Genomic DNA, 20370 nt, shown 5'->3' with positions numbered 1-20370 from the left:
TTTGCCGACCTCTTCGCTGGCAAGGCAGCTACAGGGTGAGCACATGGAATGACAGGGGGTGTGTACGACCAGGCCCCTAGTCCACTTTGACGATGAGCCCATCCCCCCGCAGCCCCGATCATGGGGCTGCACTCCGCCAGCGCACCCTGCGTGGTCGGCGGTTTCTTCCTGACCTCAGCTAATGGCATAACAACAATGACGGCTCAAGTTCAGTCTCAGACCCACTACGACGTGATCGTCGTTGGTTCGGGCGCAGGTGCGATGACTTCGGCGGTGTTCCTCGCCGACCAGGGAATGCGCGTGCTGGTGCTGGAGAAAAGCGACCAGTACGGCGGCACTTCGGCGATCTCCGGGGGCGGTATCTGGATCCCCAACAACCACTACTTCGCTCGCCAGCGCGGCAACGACAGCTACGCCACGGCGCTGACTTATCTCAAGGCCGCGGCAGGCGAACATGTCGATGAAACGCGCCTGCGTGCCTACCTCGACAATGCGCCGAAGATGATCGAACAGCTCACCCGTATCAGCCGGGTGCGCTACGCGGTGGCAGCGAAATACCCAGATTATTATCCGCACCTGCCGGGGGCGCTGCCCGGCGGGCGGACCCTCGACCCGGAGATGTTCGACACCAGCCTGTTGGGTGATGAACTGGCGAACCTGCGCAAGCCGTCACCTTCAACCCTGCTGATGGGGTGCATCGCCTGGACCGCGCGCGATGCGCACAAGGCCATGGCCCGCAGTTTTGGCTGGCGCCTGCTGATCATGAAGCTGATGCTGCGCTACAAGCTGGACTTCAAATGGCGGCGCAAGAGCAAGATGGATCGCCGCGCATCTCTGGGCAGCTCATTGGTGGCCTCGCTGCGCCGCTCGCTGATGGACCGCGACGTGCCGCTGTGGCTCAACACCGATTTCTGCGGCCTGGTCACCGATAACGGTCGGGTCACCGGAGTCACCGTGCGGCGTGACGGCGCCGAGATGCAACTGCATGCACGCCTGGGGGTGATCCTGGCCTCCGGAGGCTTTGAACAAAATCAGGTCCTGCGCGACCAGTACCTGCCCAAGCCGACCCGCAAGGCCTGGAGCGCGACGCCTCCCGGCAACAACACCGGCGCAGCCCTGGAAGCTGGCATGGCCCAGGGCGCGGCCACCGCGTTGATGGATTGGGCCTGGTGGGCACCTACCATTGCCGTGCCGGGTGAAGACAAGCCCCGGGGGATCTTCGCCGAGCGTGCGTTCCCCGGTGCCATCGTGGTCAACGGCCTGGGCCAACGCTTTGTCAACGAAGCGGCGCCGTACCTGGAATTCGTCGATGCCATGCACCAGGACAACCAGAAAACCGGCGGCAAATCGGTGCCGGCCTGGGTAATCTTCGACGCGCATTTCCGTTTCAACTACGCCATGGGCCCGCTGATGCCGGGCCAGATCATGCCCGACAGCCGCCTGCGCAAGGAATGGCTCAACAACCTGTACTGGAAGGCCGACACACTTACCGGCCTGGCCCGGGAGATCGGCGTCGACAGCGCTGGCCTGGAAGCCACCGTCAGCAAGGTCAACGGCTACGCCGAGAGCGGCGTGGACCTCGACTTCGCCCGTGGCGGCAACGTCTTCGACCGCTATTACGGCGACTGCAACATCAAGCCCAATCCTTGCCTGGCACCCTTGAAAAAAGGCCCGTACTACGCCATGCGCCTGGACGCCGGGGACATCGGCACCAAGGGCGGCCTGTTGACCAACGAACATGCCCAGGTGGTACGCGATGACGGTTCGACCATCGCTGGCCTGTACGCCATCGGCAACTGCTCGGCGTCGGTGATGGGCACCAGCTATCCGGGCGCCGGCGGCACCCTGGGACCGGCGATGACCTTCGGTTATGTCGCCGCCAACCACCTGGCCAGCCAGCGTTAGGAGGGGTTATGCCAATGTCCGATAACCTCCCCAGCACCGACGTGCTGCCACCCTTGCAAGTGGCCGATGGCAACAGTGTGACGTGGGACCAACAATGCGACGTGGTGATCGTCGGCTGGGGCGCGGCCGGTGCCTGCGCCGCGCTGGAAGCCCGGGCCCAGGGCGCCGACGTGTTGATCGCCGACCGCTTCACCGGCGGCGGCGCCAGCGCCAAGAGCGGCGGGGTGGTGTACGCCGGTGGTGGCACGCTCCATCAACAGGCAGCGGGTTTCAACGATAGCCCCGAAGCCATGTTCGATTACCTCAAGCACGAAACCCGGGGCGTGGTCAGCGATGACACCCTCTGGCGCTTCTGCACAGACAGCGTGAGCAACCTGCAGTGGCTGGAAAGCCACGGCGCGCCCTACGCCCATCAGATGCCACCAGGCGGGGGCAAGACCTCATACCCACCCGACGGCTACTTCCTCTATTACTCGGGTAACGAATTGGTGCCTGATCACGGCGGTCCCTTGCCGCCTGCACCACGAGGGCATCGCACCGTGGGCAAAGGGCAGGGCGGCGCGGTGCTGTTTGCCCACCTCAAGGCCGCGTGCCTGAAGGCCGGAGCGAAGACGCTTTTGCAGGCGGCAGCGCGACGACTGGTGATCGATCCCCAAGGGCGGGTACTGGGCGCCGAGTTCTGGTGCATGCCCGAAGGCAGCAAGGAAGCAAAGCTGCATGCACGACTGGCGGCCCGCGCCGAACGCTTGCAGAACTTCGCCCCTGGCTATTGCAACAAACTGCGCAAGAAGGTTTGCCAGCTGGAACGGGACTTCGCCCAGCCACGCCGGGTGCGGGCGCGCGATGGTGTGATCCTCAGCACCGGCGGTTTCATCTTCAATCGCCAGCTACTCGAACAGCACGCGCCGAAGTTCCGGCGCAACTTCAAGGTCGGCGCCACCGGCTGCGATGGCAGTGGCTTGCGCCTGGGCACCAGTGTCGGTGGCCAGGGTGCGGGGCTTGAGCGGGTATCCGCGTGGCGCTTTATCAACCCGCCGTACAGTTGGCACAAAGGCATCGTGGTCAATCGCGAGGGTCGGCGCTTCTGCAACGAAGAAGTCTACGGCGCCACCCTCGGCCAACCCTTGATGGAAGAACAGGGCGGCAAGGCGTGGCTGGTGCTGGATGCGCCGCTGCGCAAGAAAGCCATCCGCGAAGCGCTGTTCGGCGGCTACTGGTGGTTCCAGAGCTTTCCGGCCCTGGCGCTGATGCTGTTCAAGGTGCGCAAGGGCAAGAGCCTGACCGAGCTGGCCAGTGCAACGTCCATGGCCCCCGCCGTGCTGCGCGACTCGGTGCTGGCGGCCAACGCCGCCGCCCGTGGCGAGGCGCCGGAGCCGTTCGGCAAGTCCGAAGGCGGGCGCCAGGTGCTTGAACAAGGACCGTTCTATGCCTGTGATATCTCGGTGACCAATCCAGTATTCCCCCTGGGCGCCCTGACCTTGGGCGGCTTGCGCGTGGATGAGCGCAGCGGCGCGGTGCTCGACCAGCAAGGCCAGGCCATCACTGGATTGTACGCCGCCGGACGCAGTGCCCTGGGCATCCCTTCGCACCTGTACATCAGTGGCCTGTCCCTGGCCGACTGCGTGTTCTCCGGCCGTCGAGCCGGTGCCGCCGTCGCCCGTGCCCGCAGCCAGCAATCGCAAACAACCCTCGCACAGGAGACCCCATGATGACCCTCGAGCAAACCAGGAAGAACGGGCGTGTTCACAGCAAGGTTGCGCTGGTCACCGGCGGCGCCAGGGGCATCGGCGCATCCAGCGCGCGCCTGCTGGCGGCCGAAGGTGCCCAGGTACTGATCAGCGACCTGGACGTCGAAGCCGGCCAGGCCCTGGCCGCTGAAATCGGGCCAACCGCCGCCTTCATTCGCCACGACGTCAGCAGCGAAGACCAGTGGCGCCAGGTCATCGACCATGTGCGCGAGCACTACGGTCGCCTGGATATCCTGGTCAACAACGCCGGCATCCTGATCGCCGGCTCGATCGAGGAAACCAGCCTGGCTGATTGGCACAAAGTAATGCGCGTGAACGCCGACAGCGTGTTCCTGGGCTGCCGCGAAGGCATCGCGTTGATGAAGGACAGCGGTGGCTCGATCATCAACCTGTCGTCCATCGCAGCCCTGGCCGGGCGCGACGATTACCTCGCCTACAGCGCCTCCAAGGGCGCAGTGGCGGCGTTGTCGCGTTCGGTGGCGGTGATGTGCCGGCGGCGCAAATACCGCATCCGCTGCAACACCCTGCACCCCGATGGTGTACTCACCGACATGACCCGCGGCGGCTTCCCCGAAGGCGTCGACCCCAACCGCCTGACCATCGACAGCGATCCGATGAACCGCATGTGCCGCCCCGAGGATGTGGCGGCCAGCGTGCTGTTCCTGGCCAGCGACGAGGCGCGGGCGATCAATGGTGTTGAGTTGCGTGTTGATAGTGGGCAGATGGTGATGAGTATCTAGCGGCTCCTGAAACCGTCTTCTGATGTTCGCTCCTACAGGGGATCGCAAGACCTGTAGAAATCCCTGTGGGAGCGAGCCTGCTCGCGATGGCGGCGGGTCAGTCAGCAGAGAAGTTGAATGGCTGGCCCCATCGCGAGCAGGCTCGCTCCCACAGGTTTCTTGCTAAAACCCCTCAAACTGCGCCGGACGCTTGTCGATAAACGCCTGCATGCCTTCCTTCTGATCCCGTGACGCGAACAGCAATGCATTGGCTTTGCGCTCCAAGGCCAGGCCAGCTTCCAGCGGGGCGTCCATGCCGGCCAGGATCACTTCCTTGATCTGCTCGGCGGCCAGGGCCGGCATCGCGGCGATGACGCGTGCCAGCTCCAGGGCGTGGGCCTGGACCTGGTCGTCGTCCACCAGGTCGCTGACCAAGCCGGCGACCCAGGCCTCCTCGGCGCTGATCGGTTGCCCGGTGAGCGCCATGCGCATCGCCTTGACCTTGCCCACCGCCCGCACCAGCCGTTGGGTGCCGCCGATGCCGGGCATGATGCCGATGCGGATTTCCGGTTGGCAGAAGCGCGCGCTGCGCCCGGCGACGATCAGGTCGGCGTGCATTGCCAGTTCGCAACCGCCGCCGTAGGCGTAGCCACAGACGGCCGCGATCACTGGTTTCGGACAGTGCTGGATCGGGCCCCAGACCCGTTCGGTGTGGCGCTTGTAGATATCGATGGCGCCGACCCCGGCCATGCTGTTGATGTCGCCACCGGCGGCAAACACCTTGTCGCCGCCCGTCAGCACGATGCAGCGCACTTCGGGATCAAGCGCCAGCTCACTGAAATAACGCGACAGCAGCGCCTGCAATTCCAGGCTCAGGGCGTTGGTCGCCTGCGGGCGATTGAGCCGCAGCAGGGCCACGCCGGGCAGTGGGCGTTCGAGCAGAACCGGTGCAGCGCAGGAGTCGGACATGGGCATCTTCGAAGACCAGGCAAGGTGTGAAAGGCGCCAGTGTCCTGTTCACGGCGTTGAATTTTCATCGTCCGTTCAGACGTAGTTTGGCCCGCGGTTCGTCCCTAGAGTGGCTCTTGTCAGTAGAAAAGGAGCACATGATGGAGCTGCATTCGGGTCTTGATTACAGCGGCAAGGTGGTGCTGATCACCGGTGGCACCAAGGGCATCGGCGCCGGTATCGCGCTTGGATTTCTGGCCGCGAACGCACGGGTGATCGTCTGTGCCCGGCGCGAACCTGAACAGGTGCCGACAGTGGGTGGCAAGCGCGCGACCTTCATTGCCACCGATGTGCGCGACCACGATTCCCTGCAACGCCTGTTCGCCACCATCGAGCGCGACTTCGGCCGCCTCGACGTGGTGATCAACAACGCCGGCGGCAGCCCTGCCACCGACGCGGCCACAGCTTCGCCGAGGTTCCACGAAAGCATCATCGGCCTGAACCTGATCGCGCCGCTCAACGTCGCCCAGCACGCCAACCGGCTGATGCAGGCACAGACCCAGGGCGGTTGCATCGTCTTCATTGGCAGCATCAGTGCGCTGCGCTCATCGCCGGGTACCGCCGCTTACGGCGCGGCCAAGGCCGGGGTGCTGGCGCTGGTGCAATCGCTGGCGGTGGAGTGGGGGCCCAAGGTGCGGGTGGTCACGGTCAGTCCGGGACTGGTGCTGACCGATCAGGCGCACCTGCACTACGGCTCCGAGGCCGGTATCGCCGCCGTCGCTGCGGGCATTCCGGCCGGCCGCATGGCGGTGGCCGAAGACATCGCCAACGCCTGCCTCTATATCGCATCGCCGCTGGCCGGTTACGCCAGCGGTTGCAACCTGTTGCTGCATGGCGGTGGTGAACGCCCGGCATTTCTCGGCGCCGCGCAGGTGCTGCCCACCTGATCGACCTATTGCGGCGACCGGGTTCGGTGGCCGCCTTCAATGTGAAGGAGACGACTTTGGCTGATCCACAATTGCTATCCAATGTGCGCGCCCTGGTGGGGCGCGAGTACGGCCGCGTGTACGCCTGGGACGAGGTCAATGCCCCGATGATTCGCCAGTGGTGCGAAGTCATGGGCGTGGACAACCCGCTGTACACCGACGCGGAATTTGCCCTGGGCACCCGGCACGAGGGCCTGATCGCGCCGCCTGCGATGCTGCAGGTGTGGACCATGGAAGGCCTGCACGCCAACAACTATCCGCCTGGCTCCACCGACGAGAACCCGTACGAGGTGCTCAAGGAAATGGAAGCCTACGGCTATGCCTCCACCGTGGCGGTGAACTCCGAACTGAGCTTCACCCGCCCGCTGCGTTTGGGTGAAAAGCTCTACTACACCACGCGCCTGGATTCGGTGGGCGATGAGAAAACCACCGCCCTGGGCACCGGCTTTTTCGTCACCCTGGTGATGAGCCACTTCGTCGAAAAAGCCGGCGGCGACGAGCCGGTGGGCCAGTTGCTGTTTCGCGTGTTCAAGTTCCGCGCGGCCAATGCCCAGGCACCGGCCAAGGTTGAAGCGGCGCCGGTCAAGGCCAAGCGCCCGCTGCCAGGCATCAGCGACGACACCCGGTTCTTCTGGGAAGGCTGCGCCAAGGGTCAGTTGCTGATCCAGCGCTGCACCGCCTGCCAGACCCTGCGCCATCCACCGGCGCCCGTGTGCATCGAGTGCCACAGCTTCGACTGGGACACCCTTGAGGCCAGCGGCCGCGCCACCTTGTATTCGTTCGTGGTGATGCACTACCCCGAAGTGCCGCCGTTCGATTACCCCAACCCGATCGGCCTGATCGAGCTTGCGGAGGGCGTGCGCCTGATCGCCGGGCTGGTGGGTATCGAGCGTGAGCAATTGCAGATCGGCCAGCGCCTGCAGGTCGAGTTCCAGACCTTCGATGACCAACAGACCCTGCCGATGTTCCGGCCGGTAGAGGCATAGGAGCCACCCATGGATTTCGAATTGAGCGAAGACCAGCGCGCCATAGCGCAGATGGCCGACGGCCTGTTTGTCGACCATTGCCATGACGAGTACATGCGCCAGTGGGACACCAGCGGCGAATCGATGATGGCGCCTCTGTGGGCGTTGTGCATCGAGACCGGGTTGCACGCCCTGGCGATTCCCGAAGAGTACGGCGGCAGCGGCCTGGGCATGACCGAACTGATGCTGGTGCTGCAGGCCCAGGGTAAAGCCCTGGCCCAGGTGCCGTTGTGGCGTCATCAATTGGCGTCCGCGACCCTGGCCTGTTTCGACGCTGGCGACAGTGTCGGGTGGGTGGCCAAAGCGGCTTCCGGCGAGGCATTGCTTAGCCTGTCTTTGGATGGCTTGAGCAGTGCTCGGGGCATTGAGTTGCAGGCGCAGACGAACACCGGGGGCTGGTCGATCAGTGGCCGGGTCGCGGCCTTGTCCCTGGGTGACCAGGCCAGTGCCGCACTGGTACTGGTGCAGGCCGAAGGGCAGCCGCGCTTGCTCCTGCTCGACTTGGCGGCGCCTGAAATTCGGCGGGTGTCGGCAGTGCTGACCCATGGCGAAGCCGCCACGGACCTGCACATCGAAGGCTTGACCGTGAACGCCACCGCGCTACTGCCGGCCGAGGCCGTCGCCTGGCTGGAGCTGCGTTGCACAGCGGCATTGGCGGCCCTGCAACTGGGGGTCAGCGAAGAGCAGATCCGCCGCACCGTGGCCTATGTCAGCGAGCGCCGGCAGTTCGAGCGCGTCATCGGCAGCTTCCAGGCGGTGCAGATGAGCATGGCCGACACCCATATCGCCGTCGAAGCCTTGCGCACCACGCTGTGGCAACTGGCCTACCGCATCGATGCCGGCTTGACGGCACCCAGCGAGGCACTGGCCACGGCCTGGCTGGCCTGTGAAGCGGGGCACCGCATCGGCCATATCGCACAACACGTGCATGGCGGCATCGGCGTCGACCTGACGTACCCGATCCACCGTTTTCTCTACTGGAGTCGCGGCCTGTCCCTTGCCTTGGGTGGCTCGGCGGCAAGCCTGGAACGCCTGGGCGACTGGCTCAACGATAACGACAAGCTGGGATGGAAATATGACCTCGAAGAACACCAAGCGCTTTGAAGACGTGCGCCCCGGCGAAGCACTGCCGGAGCTTGCGGTGCCGATCACGGTGACCCTGATCAACGGCGGCGCGATTGCCACCCGTGATTACTTCCCCGGTCACCACGACGCCGAGGCGGCCCGTGCCCTGGGCTCACCCCACGTGTTCATGAACATCCTCACCACCAACGGGCTGGTGCAGCGGTTCATCGAGCAGTGGGCCGGGCCACTGGCGCAGTTCACCGCGCTGAAAATCAAGCTCGGCGCGCCGAATTATCCCGGCGACTGCATGACCTTCAACGGCAGCGTCAGCGCACTCGACGCCGAAACCCGCTCGGTGGAAATCACCTTGAGCGGCAAAAATTCCATGGGCAACCACGTGACCGGCACGGTCGCGCTGATCCTGCCCTGACAGCCGGAGAGACACAGATGACTGATTCATCGATTTCCGGGCGCGCCGCGATCGTTGGCCTCGGCGCGACCGAATTTTCCAAGAACTCCGGACGCACCGAATTGCGCCTGGCCATGGAGGCCACCTTGAGTGCGCTCAAGGATGCCGGCATCGACCCGTCCGAAGTAGAGGGCTTCAGCTCCTACTCGGTGGACAAGGTCCCGGAGTACGAAATTGCCCGCCTGCTCGGCTGCAAGGACGTCAAGTTCTTCTCCCAGGTGCCCCATGGCGGCGGCGCGGCCTGCGGGCCGGTGATGCACGCGGCGATGGCGGTGGCCACCGGCGTGGCGAAAGTGGTGGTGGTGTACCGGGCCATGAACGAGCGTTCCTGGTACCGCTTCGGCACCGGCAACTACGGCTTCGCGGCTTCGCCGATCTTCGACAACGTCAACTATGGCTGGTACATGCCCCACGGCTTCCATACGCCGGCCGCCTGGGTCGGCATGTTCGCCCAGCGCTACATGCACACCTATGGCGCCACCAGCGAAGACTTCGGCCGGATCGCGGTGGCCGCGCGGGATTTCGCCGCGACCAACCCCCAGGCGTTTTTCCACGGCAAGCCGATCACCCTGGAAGAACACCAGGCCTCGCGCTGGATCTGCGAACCGCTGCACCTGCTCGATTGCTGCCAGGAGTCCGATGGCGCGGTAGCGATGGTCATCACCTCGGCCGAGCGCGCCCGTGACCTGCGGCAGAAACCGGTGACCATCAAGGCCGGTTCCCAGGGCATCAGCCACGGCCAGCAGAGCATGACTTCGTTCTACCGCGACGACATTACCGGGCTGCCGGAAATGGGCGTGGTCGCCCGCGAGCTGTATCGCCAGTCGGGCCTTGGTCCCGAATCTTTCCAGACCGCGATCATCTACGACCACTTCACCCCGTTCGTGCTGCCGCAGCTGGAAGAGTTCGGCTTCGTCAAACGCGGCGAAGCCAAGGAATTCATCCGCGCCGGGCACCACGCCCGTGGCGGCAAACTGCCGATCAACACCCACGGCGGGCAACTGGGCGAGGCCTACATCCACGGCATGAACGGCATCGCCGAAGCGGTGCGCCAGGTGCGTGGCACGGCGGTCAACCAGGTGGCAGATGTGCAGAACGTGCTGGTCACCGCCGGCACCGGCGTACCCACCAGCGGCCTGATTCTCGGCGCAGCCTAAGGAGCAGCAGATGTTCGTCGACCTCACTCCCGAACAACATGCCCTGCGCCACAAGGTGCGGGACTATTTCCAGGCCCTGATGACCAAGGACATGCGCGAGCAGCTGCGCGGCAAGGAAGGCGGCGAGCTGTATCGCCAGACCATCCGCCAGATGGGGCGCGACGGCTGGCTCGCGGTCGGCTGGCCCAAGGCCCACGGCGGCCAGGGCTATGCCGCCACCGAACAGTTGATCTTCTTCGAAGAAGCCAACATCGCCGGCGCGCCGCTGCCGTTCGTGACCATCAGCACCGTGGGCCCGGCCTTGATGGCCCATGGCAGTGAGCTGCAGAAAGAGCGCTTCCTGCCCGGGATCGCCGCGGGCGAAATCATGTTCGCCATCGGTTATTCCGAACCCGATGCCGGCAGCGATCTGGCGGTGCTGAAAACCAGCGCCCGCCAGGACGATCAAGGCTTCCTGGTCAATGGCAACAAGCTGTGGACCTCGGGTGCCGAATCGGCCGATTTCGTCTGGCTGGCGGCCCGTACCGATCCGACCCAGGCGCGGCACAAAGGCATCTCGCTGCTGATCGTCGATACCACGACGCCGGGTTTCTCCCACACCCTGATCCACACCGTGGGCAATCCGACGGCGGCCACTTACTACGACAACGTGCGGGTGCCCAACGACATGCTGGTGGGCGAGTTGCACGGTGGCTGGAAACTCATCACCTCGCAGTTAAACCACGAACGCCTGGGCCTCGGTACCTGGTCGGACAAGGTGGTGGCGCTGTTTCGCCGGGTTTACCTGTGGGCGCGGGCTCGCGATGAACAGGGCCGTCGGGCGATGGACAAGGCCTGGGTGCGCAGCTCGCTGGCCGAGTGTTATGCGCGCCTGGAGGCGATGCGCCTGATCAACATGCGCATTGCCGCCGACCTTGAGCTCGACCGCATGAGCGTCGCGCTGAGTTCGACCACCAAGGTGTTCGGCTCGGAGTCGGCCATCGAGATCCTGCGCAAGCTGGCGGCGATCGTCGGTGCCAATGGCTCGATGCGCAGCGGTTCGGCGGCGACGCTGTTGGAAGGTGACCTGGAGTATGAATTGCGCTCTGCAACGACTCTGACCTTTGGCGGCGGCACCAATGAAATCCAGCGCGAACTGATCGCCCAGTTTGGCCTCGGTATGCCGCGCACCCAACGCTGACGCTCGTCCATCAACAACAAGAACCGCACTCGCCCCGGATCCGGGGCGGGTCGAAGGGGACTTTCATGAGCACTATCGAGCAATTTCGCCAGGACACCCGTGCCTGGCTGGAGGCCAACTGCCCGCCGTCGATGCGCACCGGCATGGGTGAAGGCGATGTGGTGTGGGGCAGCCAGAACCCGCAGTTTCCCTGTGAAGACGCACGCCTGTGGTTTGAACGCATGCGCGACAAGCGCTGGTTCTGCCCTGAGTGGCCCGAGGAATACGGCGGCGCCGGCCTGAGTGACGAACAACTGGCGGTGCTGGAAAGCGAGATGCGCCGCCTCAAGTGCCGACCGCCGCAGATCAACCTGGGCATCTGGATGCTCGGTCCGGTGCTGCTGGCTTACGGCAGCGAGCAACAGAAGCGCGATCTTCTGCCGCCGATTGCCCGCGGTGAAGTGCGCTGGTGCCAGGGCTTCTCCGAGCCGAACGCCGGCTCCGACCTGGCCAGCCTGAAAATGGCCGCCCGCGATGCCGGTGACCATTTCGTGGTGGACGGCAGCAAGATCTGGACCTCCTACGGCGACAAGTCCGACTGGATGTACGCCCTGGTACGCACCGACTTCAGCGCGCCGAAACACGAGGGCATCAGCCTGATCGTGCTGGACATGCGCAGTCCCGGCGTGAAGCCGCAGCCGATCGATCTGATCAGTGGCAAGTCGGCGTTCTGCCAGGTGTTCTTCGACGCCGTGAAGGTGCCCAAGAGCCAGTTGATCGGGCCGTTGAACGGCGGCTGGAACCTGGCCAAGTACCTGTTGCAGCACGAACGCAAGGCCATGTCGAAATTCGGCGAGTTCAGCCTGCCGTCGCACTTCGACCTGCTGGCGCTGATGCGCGAGTACGTGCCGGCGCCACGGACTCAGAGCGAACACGCACTGCAGGCGCGGGCCACGGCCTGTGCGATGAACGAGCATACCTACAATCTGACCGTGCAGCGCATGGGTGAAGAGGCGCGGGCCGGCGATGACATCGGCGGCCTGATGTCGATCATGAAGCTGGTGCACACCGAACAGGAGCGCGATAAGTTCGAAGTGCTGCTCGATGCCATGGCCGGGCACGCGTTCGGTTGGGACAGTGCGGCGTTCAGCGAGCAGCAACTGGCGGTGACCCGCTCCTGGTTGAACAGCTATGCGCTGACCATTTCCGGCGGGTCCTCGGAGGTCCAGTTGAACGTCATCGCCAAGCGCGTGCTGGGCTTGCCCGACGCTAAAAAAGGAGTCACCCCATGAGCCTGCGTTACAACGATGACCAGCGCCTGCTGGCCGACAGCGCCCGGGATTTTCTCGCCGCCCGCAGTCCGGTGAGTGCCCAGCGTCGACTGCGTGACGAGGCGGTGGCCTTGGGTTTCGACCCGCAACTGTGGCGTGACGCGGTGGGGTTGGGCTGGAGCGCGATCGCCTTTCCCGAAACGTTCGGTGGCCTGGATTTTGGTTGCAAGGGCCTCGGGCCGATCTTCGAATCCATGGGCCGCAACCTGTCGGCCACGCCGCTGTTGTCCAGCGTGGTACTGGGTGGTTCGCTGGTGCAAGTTGCAGGCAATTCGGCGCAGCAGGCGCAGTGGTTACCGGCGCTGATCGGTGGCGAACAGCGCCTGGCCCTGGCCGTGGACGAACAGTCGCGCCACGACCCGCGTCGTATTGCCCTCGAGGCCAAGGCCGAAGGGCAGGGCTATCGCCTGCACGGAGAAAAGTTCTGGGTGGTCGATGGCCTCGGTGCCGACGCCTATGTGGTGGCGGCGCGCACGTCCGGGCAGTCGGGTGAGACCCAGGGCATCAGCCTGTTCCTGGTGCCGGCCGATGCGAAGGGTTTGACCGTCAGCGCCCTGGCGCTGATCGATTCGCGCAACAGCGCACGCCTGCAACTGGACGGCGTGCAACTGGGCAGCGATGCGCTACTGGGTAAGTTGGGCGAAGGTTGGACTGCGCTGGAAACCGCGCTGGACCGTGGTCGCACTTGCCTGGCTGCGGAGCTGTTGGGAATGGCCGAGCAATTGTTCGAAACCACCCTGGAGTACCTCAAGACCCGCGTGCAGTTCGACACGCCGATTGGCACCTTCCAGGTCCTGCAACACCGCGCCGCGCAACTTTATGTCGACCTGGCGCTGAGCCGCAGCGCCCTGATGGCCGCGCTGGCGACCCTGGACGACGCCAGCCTCGACGCCGGGGCACGCGCCCGACTGGTCAGCCTGGCGAAATGGAAGGCCGGCGACACGGCCATCAAGGTCGCCAACGAAGCAGTGCAGATGCACGGCGGCATTGGCGTCACCGACGAACTGGATGTCGGCCTGTATCTCAAGCGCGTGCGCGTGGCGCAGAGCAGCCTGGGCGATCGGGATTTCCATTGCGAACGCTACGCCTCTAACGCGTAACCCCCCCCCTGTGGGAGCGGGCTTGCTCGCGATGGCGGAGTGTCAGGCAAAGAGGATGTTGAATGCACCGGCCTCTTCGCGAGCAAGCCCGCTCCCACAAGAATTGCTGGTGTACCCAGCATGTGAGCACGACGCACCACCCTGTGGGAGCGGGCTTGCCCGCGATAGGGGAGTGTCAGGCAACGAGGATGTCGAATGTGCCGCTCCCACATGGAATCGCAGGGGTACCCGGCACTTGAGTACGACGCAACACCCCTGTGGGAGCGGGCTTGCCCGCGAAGGCGGAGTGTCAGGCCATGAAGATATTGAATGTGCTGGTCGCCCCCACAGGTCTTTCGCCCGTTCTGGAGAAAACAAACATGAGCATTGAACGCTGGCAAACCGCATGGCGCGAACTGATCGCCCCCGGTGCGCCGTTCGAAGTGGTGACGCCCGATGACGGCGCTCCACGTTACTTTCGTCACGCCGCGCACGACTTGCTGCAGGTGTTCGACGCCGGTCGGGTTCACGGTGACCGTGAATTTCTGGTCTGGCAGTCACAGCGCCTGACCTTCAACCAGTTCTTCGATCAGGTCGACCGCCTGGCCGGGCAGATGGTCGCCCGTTTTACCCTGCAACCGGGCGAGCGGGTGGCGATTGCCATGCGCAACCAGCCGGCGTGGCTGGTGGCCTTCGCCGCGATCGTGCGCTGTGGCGCGGTGTGTGTGCCGCTCAACAGTTGGGGCCTGCGCGACGAGTTGCAGTATGCGTTGCAGGACAGCGGTTCGCGCCTGTTGTTGTGCGACGAAGCGCGTCTGAAAACCCTGCACGAAGACCTGGCCCGCGAGCAGCGCGCCACCATCGTCGTCGGGGCCGAGGAAGCAACGTTGCCCGAGTACTGCCTGCGTTTCGAGGACTTGATCAGCGCTCCGGCACTACCGGTACCCACTCTTGAAATCGATCCTGACGCGCCAGCGCTGATCCTCTACACCTCGGGCACCACCAGCCGCGCCAAGGGCGCCGTGTCGAGTCACCGGGCCATTTGCCAGGCGGTGTTTGCCCTGGATTTCCAAGGCGCGTTTTGCGCCATGAGCTCGCCCGAGCGTATCGGTGTGGTGCTCAACAGCGGCTATCCACCCACCACGCTGGCGGCTGTGCCGCTGTTCCATGTCAGCGGCTTGCATGCGCAGTTTTTGTCGGCATTACGCGGCGGTCGGCGCTTGATGCTGATGTACAAGTGGGATGTCGAACGTGCCATCGACCTCATTCGCGATGAGCGCTGTACCCAGTTCAATGGGGCGCCGGTGATGATGCAGCAACTGCTGGCGTCACCCCGTTTTGGCGGCGAGCAAACCGTTAGCCTGTTCGGTCTCGGACTGGGCGGCGCAGCGTCGTCCGCCGGGGTACTGGACGACATGCTCAAGCTCAAGCCTGACGTCATCGGCGGTGCCGGGTATGGCCTGACCGAAAGCAATGGCATCGGCGCGGCCATCGGTGGCGATCCGTTCGTGTACAAGCCGCAGGCAGCGGGTTGGGCACTGCCGATCGTCGATATCCGTATCGGTGACAGCCCTGACCAGCCCCAGGCGGCGGGCACTCGCGGGGTGATCTGGTTGCGTTCCCCAACCTTGATGAGCGCCTACTGGAACCTGCCCGAAGCCACTGCGCAAAGCCTGCGCGACGGTTGGCTGGACACTGGCGATATCGGTTACCTCGACCAAGAGCAATTCCTCCACATCACCGGCCGGGTCAAGGAGTTGATCAACCGCGGTGGCGAGAAGATTTCCGCCGCGGAAATCGAAACCTGCGTCCTCGATATGCCCGGAGTCCTGGAGGCGGCGGCGTTCGCCATTGCCGACCCGCTGCTGGGCGAGACGGTAGGGCTGGCCGTGCATGGCCAGGCCTCGACACTGCCCCAGGAGGCGCAGATCTGCGCATTCATCGCCGAGCGCCTGGCCGCTTACAAAGTGCCGGCGCAGGTCTTTCGGGTTCGCGAACCCTTGCCCCGCAATGCCACCGGCAAGGTGCTCAAGGCACAGCTGCAAGAAAAGTTGGGCGCGTAACACCGCCTTAGTCTTTCCGGACGATGTCCGGGCCGGCAGAACACGAACAATGGGTCCATTCCACACAGCCTTATCAGCGTAGGAGGCATCACATGAAAATAACAAGAACAGGTCTCATGCTCGCGGTCGCAGTCACAGCCAATAGCGGGCTGATGGGTTATGCGCACGCGGCGGTGTCACCCCAGGAAGCGGCCAAGCTGGGCAAGGAGCTGACCTGTGTCGGCGCCGAGCAGGCTGGCAACGCCGAGGGCACCATTCCGCCGTACACCGGCAAATACCTGGGTGAAGTACCGGGCTGGAATCATGTGAAATTCTCCGGCGACCAGCCGGTGGATCCCTATGCGGCGGAGAAGCCGATCCTGGTGATCACCGCGCAGAACATGAGCCAGTACGAGGCGCACCTGACCGAAGGGCAGAAGGCCCTGCTGAAGAAGTACCCGACCACCTACAAGATGAACATCTACCCCGGCCACCGGGATTTCCGCTACCCCGATTACGTCTGCCGTCGGGTGATGGACAATGCGCTGCACGCTCAGTTGGTCAACGACGGTGCCGGTTTCACCGGGATCGGCCAGGTGCCGTTCCCGATCCCCAAGAACGGCATGGAACTGCTGTGGAATCACCAACTGCCGGCACGTGCCTACACCGAGGAAAAAACCTCCGACCTGGCCTCGGTCCTGCCCAACGGCAGCATTGGCTGGGGGCGAGCCTACGCGCGAAACCTGGCACTGGGGAACTCACCGGCCGCCGACTCCAAGACCGAAGACAAGATTGCGGCCATGAGCAACAACATGACCCTCAAGCCGGCCCGGGACAACGGCACCATCAGTATTTCCCATGAACCCTACAACTTCGGCACCGATGCGCGCCAGGCCTGGACCTACAGCCCATCGACCCGGCGCGTACGGCAACTGCCGGGCTACGGTTTCGATCAGCCGATGATCGGCACCAACGGCACCATGACCATCGACGAAGACCGTTTGTTCAACGGCTCGCCAGAGCGGTTCACCTGGAAGCTGATCGGCAAGCGCGAGATCTACACGCCGGCCAACGCCTTCAAGCCCAACGCCGGCACCGTCAAGCACGCCGACATGCTGACCCCCAACCATCCCAATCCCGATTTGATGCGTTATGAATTACGTCGCGTGTGGGTGTTGGAAGCGGACTTGAAGGAAGGCTATCGCCATGTCTATGGCAAGCGCGTGCTGTTCATCGACGAAGACACCTGGAACGCGGTCCTGGCCGACAACTACGACGCCCGTGGGCAGCTGTGGAAGCACGCCATGATCAACTACTACTACCACCCCGACATGAGCGGCTGGCAGGCCGGTTCGCAGTTCTTCATGGACCTGAACTCCGGCCAGTACACCGGCTATGGCATGACCAACGAAGCGAAAAAGGGGCCGATCCTCAACGAAGGCAAGTTCACCCCGGACCAATACACCGCGGATGCGGCGCGGGCGATCGGGCGTTAAGCTTCGGGTCGTTGCAATGACAAAAGCCCCATCGGTATCCGGTGGGGCTTTTTTTTGGTTCTTCACGTAATCCCGGGAGCAATAGGTAACGCGTTACCTGTAGGAGCGAGCTTGCTCGCGATGGAGGTCAAAGGTGACACGGGCAGCCTGACACCCCGCGGTGCTCTCAGGTTTTTCGCGAGCAAGCTACGCAATGGAATCTGTTGCGTGACCTGCTCGACCAGCGACTCCATCGGGACGCCCAGGCGCTTGGCTTCACTCTCGAAGTAACCGATGACCGGCGCGCCCCACATCCAGCCCATGAAGGTGGAGTTGACGCGGATGCCGAACGGGCCGAGATCCTGGGCCAGGTATTGCACGGCGGTTTTCAGCGCGCCTTTGGAGACGGCATAACCGGACTCCAGCTGGTTGGGGGTGCGGGTGGCCATGGTGTTGATCATGACGATGCTGCCTGACTTCTGTTTCTTCATCTGCGGCAGCACCGCCTGGGTCATGTGCATGGTGCCGAACAGGTTGACGTCCATCGCATTGCGCCAGTCGGCCATTGACGCCTCGCAGGAACTGCCCCAGGCGCCGTGGGCGTAGGCGGAATTGATCAGTACGTCGATCTGGCCGAAGTGTTCGATCGAATCACCTCGTCGCCGATCTGCAGGCCGTAGCGAATGTGCGGACAGAAGCTGTTCCACTGGTGGTAGTTGTCTAGATCGATGAGCACTTCCCAGACCACCCGGGCGGGGGCATTAATTTCCAACGTGTGGGAGGTCACTAACCATGGAATGGGATACTGCCGCGGGCATGCGGTGCTGGTGGCTGCCGGTGGACAGATCTGCACCCTTGGCGGCGATGTGCTGCGTCATGGCAAGCCCGGCCTGGACAACCCGCATTTCTATGCTCACGGTTTATAGCCGCAATTTGCTTGTGCATGGGCCTGTTTCCGGGGATGGAAGCAGGCCCTTTGTGTTGGCGATTGCGCGATCTACATCGACAGATGCGCGCTCAAGTCCCCCATCATGTCCAGATGCGAATAATCACGAAAGCTGAAGCGCCAGACGCCGTCCATGCGTTCAAACTCATCGAGGTAGCGCCCGCTGGCGATGGGTTGCAGGGGAAGGGTGTCGGTGGCTTGCAGCACGGTGTAGCAGGAGCGCACCTTAGCGGTTCCTGCGACTTCGTCGAGGTCGATGATCGGGTTGCTGATGATGTGTCGGGTGCGGGGTGTGCCGCAGGGGTAGCGCTTGATTCGTTGTTGCCAGATGCCCAGCAAAGCGCTGTGACCGAGGAAGGCGTCCTGGCTTTGCAGCTTGATCCGGGCATGACGAAACAGCTCGGCCGCCTCGACCAGTTGTCCGCTGTCCAGGTATTCAGCGTAACGGTAGAGCAGGTTGCAGATCTGTATGGCGCTGGTGCTCATGGTGATCCTCTTTTTTGTAGGAGCCGGCTTGCCAGCGAAGGCGGCCTGGCAGCCAACCCATCTCTCGCGGCTATACCCAATCCATTGTGGGAGCTGGCCTGCCGGCGATGGCGGCCTGACAGCCAACCCATCTCCCACGGCCTCACTCGATCCACTGTAGGAGCTGGCTTGCCAGCGATGGTCGTCAACGATGACGCGGGGAACCTGACACCCCACGGTGCTCTCAGGTTTTTCGCGAGCAAGCTCGCTCCTACAGAAACCCACTGTGCTGAACAGGAACGAAGACCGTGTAGGAGCAAGCTTGCTCGCGATGGAGGTCAACGATGACGCGGGGAGCCTGGCACCCCGCGGTGCTCTCAGGTTTTTCGCGAGCAGGCTCGCTCCTACAGAAATGGCGTCATCCAAGTTTCCCGCCAATACGTGAGGAACCATTAAAAAGCCGCTGCAACCTGGCAAGGGTTGCAGCGGCATGGTGATGTGCGTAGACGCTCAGGCAGTCACGGGCCGGATCACCGCGAGGGACGCAGCGGGGCTCTTCATCTGTTGACGATAACGCGGCAACGCCAGGGCCAGGAATACGCTGGCCAGCGCCAGCATCGACACCGATGAGGCCAGGGCGTAGCGCAACGATTCACTGCCCAGGGTGGGCACGAAGAAATCGCTGAGCATGCCAACGAAAAGCGGCCCGATACCCACGCCCAGGAGGGTCATGGACATGACGAAAATCGCCGTGGCCTGGGCCAGGCGTGTCGCCGGGAAAAGATGGGTAATGGCGCTCAGGCAGGGTGTTGCCCACCACACGCCAAAGAAGGCGAACGCGCTGTAGAACAGGAACGCCTGCGGCACGGCGATGCTGCCGATATGGAATGCCGTGCCTTGCGGCCAGAGGAAGTACGCCAGGGCGAACGGGATGCTGATCAACGTGCCCAGCAGCGGCACGCCGATTTGCCAGCCGACATCGCGCCGTGCCATGCGGTCGGTGAGCATGCCGCAGACCAGCGTACCGATGGCCGCTCCACCGCCGCCTACCACGCCGACCAGGAATCCGGCCTGTTGCATGTTCAGACCGTGGGAACGGATCAGGAAACTCGGGCTCCAGGTACCGATGGCGTAGCCGGCAATCGCCGCCGCGCCGCCGGTGAGCACCAGCCACAGGAACGAGGGCATGCGAAACAGCTCAGTGAGGGTCTTGAGCCAGCCGTCATGTGGCAATGTGGCGCTGCTCAGCGGTACGACTCGCTTGGGCGTACGCACAGTCAACAGCAGTAGCAGGCCGAGGAAAATGCCGGGAGCGCCGATCAACAGGAAGGCGTAGCGCCAGCCATGGTGTTGGGCGATCCAGCCGCCCAGCCCCAGGCCGACAACCGCCCCCAGGCTGGAACCGAGCATCAGGAATGCCAGGGCTGTGGAGCGGCGATTGGCCGGATACAAATCCGAGACCATCGCCACCGACGGCGCCGTGCCGCCGGCTTCGCCCACGGCCACGCCAATCCGCGCCAGCACCAGGGTCAGGAAGTTGCCGGCCATGCCGCAAAGCATGGTCATCAGGCTCCAGGCGATGCAACTGAAGGCGATCACCGGCTTGCGCCCGATGCGGTCCGACAGGCGTCCCAGCGGGAAGCCGAACACGGTGTAGAACACTGCAAAGGTCACCCCCGACAGCAAGCCGATGCCGGTATCGGAAATGCCGAACTCAAGCTTTACAGGCTCGATCAGGATCGCCATCAACTGACGGTCGATGTAGTTGAACACATAGATGCTGGCGAGCACGAACAGCGCGTAATGCGTTCGCCATGTGACGGGGGTGGACTGGTTCACTGCGGGTGCTCC

18 protein-coding genes are annotated in these 20370 nt (G+C 63.9%); 14 read left to right on the top strand and 4 right to left on the bottom strand.

Features of this window, described 5'->3' with window-relative positions; all coding sequences use genetic code 11:
- Nucleotides 1-195: 195 nt before the first annotated feature.
- The 3 genes from DKB71_RS22940 to DKB71_RS22930 are packed head-to-tail and all read left to right on the top strand — an operon-like array spanning nucleotide 196 to nucleotide 4393.
- Entirely contained in the window at nucleotides 196-1905 is a 1710-nt protein-coding gene (locus DKB71_RS22940) for an FAD-binding protein (RefSeq protein WP_408597624.1), read from the top strand.
- Nucleotides 1906-1913: 8 nt separating this feature from the next.
- Nucleotides 1914-3614 (top strand): FAD-binding protein, encoded by a 1701-nt coding sequence (locus DKB71_RS22935; protein ID WP_408597622.1) that lies wholly within the window; start codon nucleotides 1914-1916, stop codon nucleotides 3612-3614.
- Nucleotides 3611-4393, top strand: coding sequence for an SDR family oxidoreductase (locus DKB71_RS22930; RefSeq protein WP_408597620.1), 783 nt, complete (start codon nucleotides 3611-3613; stop codon nucleotides 4391-4393). The genes DKB71_RS22935 and DKB71_RS22930 overlap by 4 nt, the downstream gene beginning before the upstream one ends.
- Before the next feature lie 162 nt (nucleotides 4394-4555).
- Here DKB71_RS22930 and DKB71_RS22925 read toward each other — a convergent pair whose 3' ends face one another.
- Nucleotides 4556-5341: an enoyl-CoA hydratase gene (locus tag DKB71_RS22925; protein ID WP_408597618.1), complete on the bottom strand. Its 786-nt coding sequence runs from the start codon at nucleotides 5339-5341 to the stop codon at nucleotides 4556-4558.
- 140 nt (nucleotides 5342-5481) lie between these two features.
- Between DKB71_RS22925 and DKB71_RS22920 the strand changes: the two genes are divergently transcribed.
- The 10 genes from DKB71_RS22920 to DKB71_RS22875 all read left to right on the top strand — a co-directional run bounded on the left by DKB71_RS22920 (nucleotide 5482) and on the right by DKB71_RS22875 (nucleotide 17129).
- Nucleotides 5482-6267 (top strand): SDR family oxidoreductase, encoded by a 786-nt coding sequence (locus DKB71_RS22920; RefSeq protein WP_046817037.1) that lies wholly within the window; start codon nucleotides 5482-5484, stop codon nucleotides 6265-6267.
- A 56-nt stretch (nucleotides 6268-6323) separates the two neighbouring features.
- Complete coding sequence (locus DKB71_RS22915; RefSeq protein WP_408597615.1) at nucleotides 6324-7292, top strand: bifunctional MaoC family dehydratase N-terminal/OB-fold nucleic acid binding domain-containing protein; 969 nt, start codon at nucleotides 6324-6326, stop codon at nucleotides 7290-7292.
- A 9-nt stretch (nucleotides 7293-7301) separates the two neighbouring features.
- The gene (locus DKB71_RS22910) at nucleotides 7302-8435 is read left to right on the top strand and encodes an acyl-CoA dehydrogenase family protein (RefSeq protein ID WP_408597613.1); all 1134 of its coding nucleotides are present in this window, start codon (nucleotides 7302-7304) and stop codon (nucleotides 8433-8435) included.
- Nucleotides 8407-8826, top strand: coding sequence for a MaoC family dehydratase (locus DKB71_RS22905; protein WP_274074648.1), 420 nt, complete (start codon nucleotides 8407-8409; stop codon nucleotides 8824-8826). The genes DKB71_RS22910 and DKB71_RS22905 overlap by 29 nt, the downstream gene beginning before the upstream one ends.
- A gap of 17 nt (nucleotides 8827-8843) precedes the next feature.
- On the top strand, nucleotides 8844-10022 hold the full coding sequence (locus tag DKB71_RS22900) for a lipid-transfer protein (RefSeq protein ID WP_274074649.1): 1179 nt from the start codon (nucleotides 8844-8846) through the stop codon (nucleotides 10020-10022).
- Nucleotides 10023-10032: 10 nt separating this feature from the next.
- The gene (locus DKB71_RS22895; RefSeq protein ID WP_408597610.1) at nucleotides 10033-11202 is read left to right on the top strand and encodes an acyl-CoA dehydrogenase family protein; all 1170 of its coding nucleotides are present in this window, start codon (nucleotides 10033-10035) and stop codon (nucleotides 11200-11202) included.
- A gap of 65 nt (nucleotides 11203-11267) precedes the next feature.
- Nucleotides 11268-12473, top strand: a complete 1206-nt coding sequence (locus DKB71_RS22890; protein ID WP_408597608.1) for an acyl-CoA dehydrogenase family protein — start codon at nucleotides 11268-11270, stop codon at nucleotides 12471-12473.
- Nucleotides 12470-13612: an acyl-CoA dehydrogenase family protein gene (locus DKB71_RS22885; RefSeq protein WP_408597606.1), complete on the top strand. Its 1143-nt coding sequence runs from the start codon at nucleotides 12470-12472 to the stop codon at nucleotides 13610-13612. Before DKB71_RS22890 ends, DKB71_RS22885 begins: the two co-directional genes overlap by 4 nt.
- Before the next feature lie 359 nt (nucleotides 13613-13971).
- Complete coding sequence (locus DKB71_RS22880) at nucleotides 13972-15654, top strand: class I adenylate-forming enzyme family protein (RefSeq protein WP_408597604.1); 1683 nt, start codon at nucleotides 13972-13974, stop codon at nucleotides 15652-15654.
- A gap of 92 nt (nucleotides 15655-15746) precedes the next feature.
- Complete coding sequence (locus tag DKB71_RS22875) at nucleotides 15747-17129, top strand: DUF1329 domain-containing protein (RefSeq protein WP_178134576.1); 1383 nt, start codon at nucleotides 15747-15749, stop codon at nucleotides 17127-17129.
- Between the two features lie 62 nt (nucleotides 17130-17191).
- Here the strand turns inward: DKB71_RS22875 and DKB71_RS22870 are convergent, their stop codons facing one another.
- Entirely contained in the window at nucleotides 17192-17815 is a 624-nt protein-coding gene (locus tag DKB71_RS22870; RefSeq protein ID WP_408597602.1) for an SDR family NAD(P)-dependent oxidoreductase, read from the bottom strand.
- Between the two features lie 21 nt (nucleotides 17816-17836).
- On the opposite strand from DKB71_RS22870, the gene DKB71_RS22865 reads away from it, so the two are divergent.
- Entirely contained in the window at nucleotides 17837-18034 is a 198-nt protein-coding gene (locus DKB71_RS22865; RefSeq protein ID WP_408597600.1) for a hypothetical protein, read from the top strand.
- 71 nt (nucleotides 18035-18105) lie between these two features.
- On the opposite strand, the gene DKB71_RS22860 is transcribed toward DKB71_RS22865, so the two are convergent.
- Nucleotides 18106-18540 (bottom strand): nuclear transport factor 2 family protein, encoded by a 435-nt coding sequence (locus DKB71_RS22860; protein WP_408597598.1) that lies wholly within the window; start codon nucleotides 18538-18540, stop codon nucleotides 18106-18108.
- Nucleotides 18541-19029: 489 nt separating this feature from the next.
- Nucleotides 19030-20358 (bottom strand): MFS transporter, encoded by a 1329-nt coding sequence (locus DKB71_RS22855; RefSeq protein WP_274074663.1) that lies wholly within the window; start codon nucleotides 20356-20358, stop codon nucleotides 19030-19032.
- Nucleotides 20359-20370: the final 12 nt, after the last annotated feature.

It is taken from the genome of Pseudomonas sp. PLMAX, from assembly GCF_046042685.1.
In the GTDB taxonomy this organism is placed as follows: domain Bacteria; phylum Pseudomonadota; class Gammaproteobacteria; order Pseudomonadales; family Pseudomonadaceae; genus Aquipseudomonas; species Aquipseudomonas putida_AE.
Note: the sequence above shows the minus strand (reverse complement) of the source record. Positions and strands in the feature narration are given on the sequence as shown.

Coding starts and splice junctions, on each gene's coding strand:
- DKB71_RS22860 (WP_408597598.1), bottom strand. CDS start 18,540: ATGAGCACCAGCGCCATACAGATCTGCAACCTGCTCTACCGTTACGCT.
- DKB71_RS22885 (WP_408597606.1), top strand. CDS start 12,470: ATGAGCCTGCGTTACAACGATGACCAGCGCCTGCTGGCCGACAGCGCC.
- DKB71_RS22940 (WP_408597624.1), top strand. CDS start 196: ATGACGGCTCAAGTTCAGTCTCAGACCCACTACGACGTGATCGTCGTT.
- DKB71_RS22930 (WP_408597620.1), top strand. CDS start 3,611: ATGATGACCCTCGAGCAAACCAGGAAGAACGGGCGTGTTCACAGCAAG.
- DKB71_RS22935 (WP_408597622.1), top strand. CDS start 1,914: ATGCCAATGTCCGATAACCTCCCCAGCACCGACGTGCTGCCACCCTTG.
- DKB71_RS22905 (WP_274074648.1), top strand. CDS start 8,407: ATGACCTCGAAGAACACCAAGCGCTTTGAAGACGTGCGCCCCGGCGAA.
- DKB71_RS22880 (WP_408597604.1), top strand. CDS start 13,972: ATGAGCATTGAACGCTGGCAAACCGCATGGCGCGAACTGATCGCCCCC.
- DKB71_RS22910 (WP_408597613.1), top strand. CDS start 7,302: ATGGATTTCGAATTGAGCGAAGACCAGCGCGCCATAGCGCAGATGGCC.
- DKB71_RS22900 (WP_274074649.1), top strand. CDS start 8,844: ATGACTGATTCATCGATTTCCGGGCGCGCCGCGATCGTTGGCCTCGGC.
- DKB71_RS22895 (WP_408597610.1), top strand. CDS start 10,033: ATGTTCGTCGACCTCACTCCCGAACAACATGCCCTGCGCCACAAGGTG.
- DKB71_RS22920 (WP_046817037.1), top strand. CDS start 5,482: ATGGAGCTGCATTCGGGTCTTGATTACAGCGGCAAGGTGGTGCTGATC.
- DKB71_RS22865 (WP_408597600.1), top strand. CDS start 17,837: ATGAGCACTTCCCAGACCACCCGGGCGGGGGCATTAATTTCCAACGTG.
- DKB71_RS22925 (WP_408597618.1), bottom strand. CDS start 5,341: ATGTCCGACTCCTGCGCTGCACCGGTTCTGCTCGAACGCCCACTGCCC.
- DKB71_RS22890 (WP_408597608.1), top strand. CDS start 11,268: ATGAGCACTATCGAGCAATTTCGCCAGGACACCCGTGCCTGGCTGGAG.
- DKB71_RS22875 (WP_178134576.1), top strand. CDS start 15,747: ATGAAAATAACAAGAACAGGTCTCATGCTCGCGGTCGCAGTCACAGCC.